The organism is Nocardia sp. NPDC004260 (assembly GCF_053603155.1).
In genome coordinates, this window is sequence record NZ_JBSGEZ010000153.1 from 1 (window position 1) to 6,189 (window position 6,189).

Sequence of the window (6,189 nt, forward strand, 5' to 3'; positions counted from 1 at the left end):
GCTCGCGTTTGCGCGACCGCCGCTGGCGACTTCGTCGCGGACGCGGCGGCCGCGCAAACGCGAGCCGGGCCGCGAACGGAACAGGCTCGGTCTCGCTTCGCTCGAAAGACGTGGTTGCGGTGTGCTGGGCGCGTGGAGAGCGGAGCCGCGCTACACCGGTTGGCGGTTGCAATCAACCCGGATTCGAGGTTGCGGTCCCCCGTGGTTTCGCAGTGGTTTGGTTTGGGGGGCACTACTCGACCTCGCCACGGGCGCGGCGGCCGCGTGGGTCCGAGGCGCACCGCGAAGGAGCGATCTGTCTCACCCGGCGTGGCGCAATCGGAACGTATGCCGACTACGGGACAGTTTCGTTTTCCCTTTGCTCGAAACCTGTGCTTGCGGTGCGCTCGGCGCATGGGGAGCGGAGTCACATTACACGGATTCGCGGTGGTTCTATTGCTTGGCTGGAGCGATTTTCGACCTCGCCACGGGCACTGCGGCCGGGCGGTCCGATGCGTACCGGGAATGAGTGGTCCGTCTCACCCGGCTCGGTGGGGTCGGCACGATCGCCCGCAACCGGCGCCTGTGTCGTCACGGTGGATCCGCTGGTTCGGCGACTGATTTCGTGTGGTTATCGGCGGCTCGCGGAGTGTGCCCGCAACCTGTGGCGGTGGCGGGGGCAGGGCTGGGAACCGCTATTGGATCAGCCCGTCTGGTACGGCCCGTGCCCCGCGGCGGCGAACCAGTTATAGGCTCGCGATCGTGGGAGTACCAACAGCAGTGCCGCTTTCGGAGGAGCCGGAAGTGGGCGCACGGTGGCCGAAGCGCGCTGAACAGGCCCGCTTGCACTTCGTCTCCGGCAAGGGAGGCACGGGCAAGTCGACGGTTGCCGGGGCGCTGGCCTTGGCGCTCGCCGCGGGCGGGCGCCGGGTGCTGTTGGTGGAGGTGGAGAGCAGACAATCGATCGCGCAGCTGTTCGATCTGCCGCCGCTGCCGCCGACCGAGACACGCATCGCCACCGCGGACGGCGGCGGCGAGGTGGTCGCGCTGGCGCTGGACATCGAGCACGCCTTCCTCGAGTACCTGGACATGTTCTACAACCTCGGCTTCGCGGGCCGCGCGATGCGCAGGATGGGCGCCATCGAGTTCGTCACCACGATCGCGCCCGGTCTGCGCGACGTCATCCTGACCGGCAAGATCAAGGAGTGCGCGGTTCGCGTGGACAAGTCCGGCAAGCGGGTCTACGACGAGATCGTGGTCGACGCACCGCCCACCGGCCGGATCGCCGGCTTCCTCGACGTCACCAAGGCGATGGCCGAGGTGGCCAAGGGCGGGCCGATCGCCTCGCAGGCCGAGGGCGTCTCGCAGTTGCTGCATTCCGACCAGACCATGATCCACCTGGTCACGCTGCTGGAGGCGCTGCCGGTGCAGGAAACCGCCGACGCCGTCGCCGAGCTCACCGCCGCGGACCTGCGCATCGGCACCGTCATCGTGAACCGGGCGACCGAGGGCCAGCTCCCGCCCGAGCTGCGCGCCCGCGCCGCTCAGGGCGACCTGGACGCCGACGCCGTCCGCGCGGGCCTGGCCTCCGCGGGGATCAGCCTCCCCGACAGCGACTTCCAGGGGCTGCTCACCGAAACGATCGAGCACTCCGCGACTCTGCAAGCACAGGACGACAGCGCCGAAGAACTGGCGAAGGTCGACATCTCCCGGCTCTACTTGCCCGCCCTGCCCGACGGAATGGACCTGGGCGGCCTGTACGAACTAGCCGAACACCTCACCGCACAGGGAGTCCGATGAGCATGCCGACCCATCCCCCGGCTGCCCCGCTCGATATTTCGCGGATCATCGCCGACCCGTCCGCGCGCGTGGTGGTCTGCTGCGGCTCCGGCGGCGTCGGCAAGACGACCACCGCCGCCGCCATCGCGCTGCGCGCCGCCGAAGAGGGGCGCAAGGTCGTGGTGCTCACCATCGACCCCGCGCGCAGGCTGGCGCAATCACTGGGCGTCGCCGACCTCGGCAACAACCCGCAGCGGGTGGCCCTGGGGCCGGAGGCCAAGGGCGAGCTGCACGCGATGATGCTCAACATGCGTCGCACGTTCGACGACATGGTGCTCGAGCACACCAGCGGAGAGAAAGCGGAGCAGATCTTCGCCAACCCCTTCTATCAGACCGTCGCCTCCTCCTTCGGCGGCACACAGGAATACATGGCGATGGAGAAGCTGGGTCAACTGGCCCATCGCGGCGAGTGGGACCTGATCGTGGTCGACACCCCGCCGTCGCGCAACGCCCTCGACTTCCTGGACGCCCCCAAGCGACTGGGCAACTTCCTCAACGGCCGGATGATCCGGGTGATCATGGCGCCTGGCCGTGGCGTGACCCGGTTCGTGACCGGCGCGATGAGCCTGGCGGTGCGCGGCGTGTCGACCGTCGTCGGAGGGCAGATGCTCAAGGACGCGTCGAACTTCCTGCAATCCTTGGAGTCGTTGTTCGGCGGCTTCCAGGAGCGGGCCGAGCGCACCTTCGCGATGCTGTCGAAGCCGGGCACGCATTTCCTCGTGGTGGCGGCGCCGGAACCGGACGCGCTGCGGGAGGCCTCGTTCTTCGTCGACCGCCTCTCCACCGAGCGCATGCCACTGGCGGGTCTGGTGCTCAACCGCACCCATCCCGTGCTGAGCTCGCTGTCGGCCGATCACGCGCTCACCGCCGCCGACCAGGTGGCGGACTCCGATCCGCTCACCGCGGCGGTGTTGCGGGTGCACGCCCGCCGGGTCGCCACCGACAAACGGGAACAGCATTTGCTGCACCGCTTCACCGGCGCGCATCCGCGGGTGCCGATCGTGTCGGTCACCGCGCTTCCGTTCGAGGTGTCCGATCTCGACGCGCTGCGCGTCGTCGGCGATCAGCTCACCGGCACGGCCCGCGCGACCACCTGATACTTAGGCGTATCCGCTATTGCTCCGAACGGAAATAACAGTCCTGAAACGAAACTGAGCCCGCTTCCGCGGGCTCTGTTTCGATTTCGCCGGGGCTACATCGCCACTTGATGCTGGCGCTGGGCCTGGAAGAAATCGGCCCACGAGGTCACTTCCGGATGCTGCTTCAACAGGGCGCGACGCTGCCGTTCCGTCATGCCGCCCCACACACCGAACTCGACGCGATTGTCCAGCGCGTCGGCACCACACTGCATGAGCACTGGACAGTGCCTGCAGATCGTCGCCGCTTTGCGCTGCGCCGCGCCGCGGACGAACAACTGATCGGGGTCCACTTCCTTGCATCGGGCCTGGGCTACCCAGGCGATCCTTGCTTCGGCCTGCTCCACGTCCAATCGAGCGATGGGGGTTGTCATGTGCATTTGGTGTGCCCCTTTGCAGTCCGAACACCGGGTCAACGGCGCTCCAGAATCGCGTTGTCACCGCGCAGCACCCAAACCCCGCTGCGAAGTGCACCACATTCCACTTTGAGTGTTAGCTCTATCACACTGGGTTCTCAATCTAGGTAAAGGTATGGCGCTTGCGCAAGACCACCTCGAGATTTTTTGGTACGTCCGTCCCTGCAAAGCCCGGCGCGCACTGGACGGGCAGGCAGATTGCGTGCGGGCCCTCCCGCGACACGCCGCACACGATCACGCGACACGCCCATTCCGGTTCGTGAACAACCAGTTCCGCGCTCCGGACAAATGCCGCCAAGAACGCCGGAATGGCAACCCGTAGTCTTGATTCGTGCCGATCACACATACGCTCGCGCGGCTGGCCGGTAGCTGCGTGCTGGCCTCCGTGCTCGTCGCCGGGTTGTTGTTCCCGCTCGCCGGCGGCTTCGGGTTCGTCTCCAACCGTGCCGCCGACGCTGTCGACAACGTCTCCTCGGAGCTGGTCGAGGGAACGGTGCCCGCGGTCTCGACCATGGTCGACGCGGCGGGCAATCCGATCGCCTGGCTGTATGAGCAGCGCCGCTTCGAGGTGCCCAGCGACCGGATCTCCAACGACATGAAACTGGCGATCGTGTCCATCGAGGACCGCCGCTTCGCCGACCACGAGGGCGTCGACTGGCAGGGGACGCTACGCGCGTTCCTCACCAACTCCGCCAGCGGTGAGGTCCAGCAGGGCGCCTCGACGCTGGACCAGCAGTACGTGAAGAACTTCCAGCTGCTGGTGGTCGCCAAGACCGACGCCGAGCGCCGCGCCGCCATCGAGACCACTCCGGCCCGCAAGATCCGGGAGATCCGGATGGCGCTGACGCTGGACCGTCAGCTGACCAAGGACGAGATCCTCACCAGGTACCTGAACCTCGTCCCGTTCGGCAACTCGTCCTACGGCATCCAGGATGCCGCGAAGACCTACTTCGGCGTGGACGCGGCCGAACTGAACGTCTCCCAGGCCGCGATGCTCGCCGGCATGGTGCAGAGTTCGTCCAAACTGAACCCCTACACCAACCCGGACGGCGTGCTGGCCAGGCGCAACACGGTGCTGGACACCATGATCCAGAACATCCCCAGCCGCGCCGAGGAGTTCCGCGAGGCGAAGACCAAGCCGTTGGGCGTGCTGCCCGAACCCAAGGGCCTGCCGCGCGGCTGCATCGCGGCCAACGACCGCGGCTTCTTCTGCGACTACGCGCTGGAGTACCTGGCCAACGCCGGGATCAGCCGCGAACAGATCGAGAAGGGCGGCTACCTGATCAAGACCACCCTCGATCCGGCCGTGCAGGACTCGGTGAAACGATCGGTGACCGACGCGGCGAACCCGAACCTGGACAACATCGCGGAAGTCATGTCGGTGGTCGGCCCAGGGCACGACACGCACCCGGTGATCGCGATGGCCAGCAGCCGCACCTACGGCCTGAACCGGGACGCGAACGAGACCGTGCAGCCGCAGCCGTACTCCATGGTCGGCGACGGCGCGGGCTCGATCTTCAAGATCTTCACCACCGCGGCGGCCATGGAGAAGGGTCTCGGCATCGACGCCCAGCTCGACGTGCCGGGGCGGTTCGAGGCCAAGGGCATGGGTAACGGCGGCGCACGCGGGTGCCCGGCCGCCACGTACTGCGTCGAGAACGCGGGCAAGTACAAGTCGCCCATGTCGGTGACCGAAGCGCTGGCGACGTCGCCGAACACCGCGTTCGTCAAGCTGATCCAGGCCGTGGGCGTCACCCCGACCGTCGACATGGCGGTCCGGCTCGGCATGCGCTCGTTCACCGAAGCGGGCACCTCCGGCCACGGCAACCAGAGCCTGGCCGACATGATCAAGGAACAGAACCTCGGCTCGTTCACCCTGGGACCGGTCGCGATCAATCCGCTGGAGCTGTCCAACGTCGCCGCGACGCTGGGGTCCGGCGGCCGCTGGTGCCCGCCGAACCCGATCAAGGAGGTCGTCGACCGTCAGGGCAAGCAGGTGCCGCTGACCCAGCAGGCCTGTGAGCAGGTCGTCGAGCCCGGCCTGGCCAACACCCTGGCCAACGCCATGAGCAAGGACGACATCTCCGGCACGGCGGCGGGCGCGGCCCAGTCGGTGGGCTGGAACTTCCCGATGTCGGGCAAGACCGGTACCACTGAAAGCCACCGTTCCTCGGCCTTCCTCGGCTTCACGAACGCTCTGGCCGCCGCGGTCTACGCCTACGGTGACAGCCCGACCCCGGGTGAGATCTGCTCCTTCCCGCTGCGCAACTGCGGCGACGGCAACCTGTTCGGTGGTAACGAACCCGCGCGCACCTGGTTCAACGCGATCAAACCGGTGATACCGCTGTTTCCGCCGCCCGTGTTGCCCCCGTTGGACAACAAGTACGTGCGCGGCGCGAACAACGCGCAGGTACCCGATGTCGTCGGCATGACCCAGGGCGAGGCCACCTCGGCGCTGGTCGCCGCGGGCTTCCAGGTGTCGCCGGTGACCGGGGCCGGTGATCGGCCCAAGGGCACCGTCATGGGCACCGCGCCCAACGGGTCGGCGATCCCCGGCTCGGTGATCACGCTGTACATCAGCGACGGCACCGTCCGGGCCGCGCCGCCGCCGGGGCCGCCCGCACCGCCGCCGGGAATCCCGGGGCTGCCCGTGCCGCGGCTGCCACCGATCCCCATCCCCATCCCGATCCCGCGCTGAGCACGCGAAAGGGGCCGCGAACCACACCGCGGGTTCTAGGAGTCGTTGCAACACCTCAGCTCGAGGGGTGTTGTGGATTTCGAGATCCGGGCGGATCGAACTCCGCAGGGACGTAAGAAGT

General features: G+C 67.7%; 4 protein-coding genes. 3 read left to right on the forward strand and 1 reads right to left on the reverse strand.

Annotated elements, in window-relative coordinates:
* Positions 1–783 precede the first annotated feature (783 nt).
* Together ACWEO7_RS37580 and ACWEO7_RS37585 are read left to right on the forward strand one after the other, a co-directional pair.
* Positions 784–1,779, forward strand: a complete 996-nt coding sequence (locus tag ACWEO7_RS37580; RefSeq protein ID WP_450024049.1) for an ArsA-related P-loop ATPase — start codon at positions 784–786, stop codon at positions 1,777–1,779.
* Positions 1,776–2,915 carry an ArsA family ATPase gene (locus ACWEO7_RS37585; RefSeq protein WP_452430397.1) on the forward strand — a complete coding sequence of 380 codons (1,140 nt, stop codon included), beginning with the start codon at positions 1,776–1,778 and terminating at the stop codon, positions 2,913–2,915. Before ACWEO7_RS37580 ends, ACWEO7_RS37585 begins: the two co-directional genes overlap by 4 nt.
* Before the next feature lie 95 nt (positions 2,916–3,010).
* Here the strand turns inward: ACWEO7_RS37585 and ACWEO7_RS37590 are convergent, their stop codons facing one another.
* Positions 3,011–3,334 (reverse strand): WhiB family transcriptional regulator, encoded by a 324-nt coding sequence (locus tag ACWEO7_RS37590; RefSeq protein WP_014981178.1) that lies wholly within the window; start codon positions 3,332–3,334, stop codon positions 3,011–3,013.
* A 367-nt stretch (positions 3,335–3,701) separates the two neighbouring features.
* Here ACWEO7_RS37590 and ACWEO7_RS37595 point away from each other — a divergent pair, with 367 nt between their 5' ends.
* Positions 3,702–6,068: a penicillin-binding protein gene (locus tag ACWEO7_RS37595; protein WP_452430399.1), complete on the forward strand. Its 2,367-nt coding sequence runs from the start codon at positions 3,702–3,704 to the stop codon at positions 6,066–6,068.
* Positions 6,069–6,189 lie beyond the last annotated feature (121 nt).

Bases quoted from the DNA above. Each gene is read 5' to 3' on its own strand.
- ACWEO7_RS37590 (WP_014981178.1), bottom strand. From the start codon at position 3,334: ATGCACATGACAACCCCCATCGCTCGATTGGACGTGGAGCAGGCCGAA.
- ACWEO7_RS37585 (WP_452430397.1), top strand. From the start codon at position 1,776: ATGAGCATGCCGACCCATCCCCCGGCTGCCCCGCTCGATATTTCGCGG.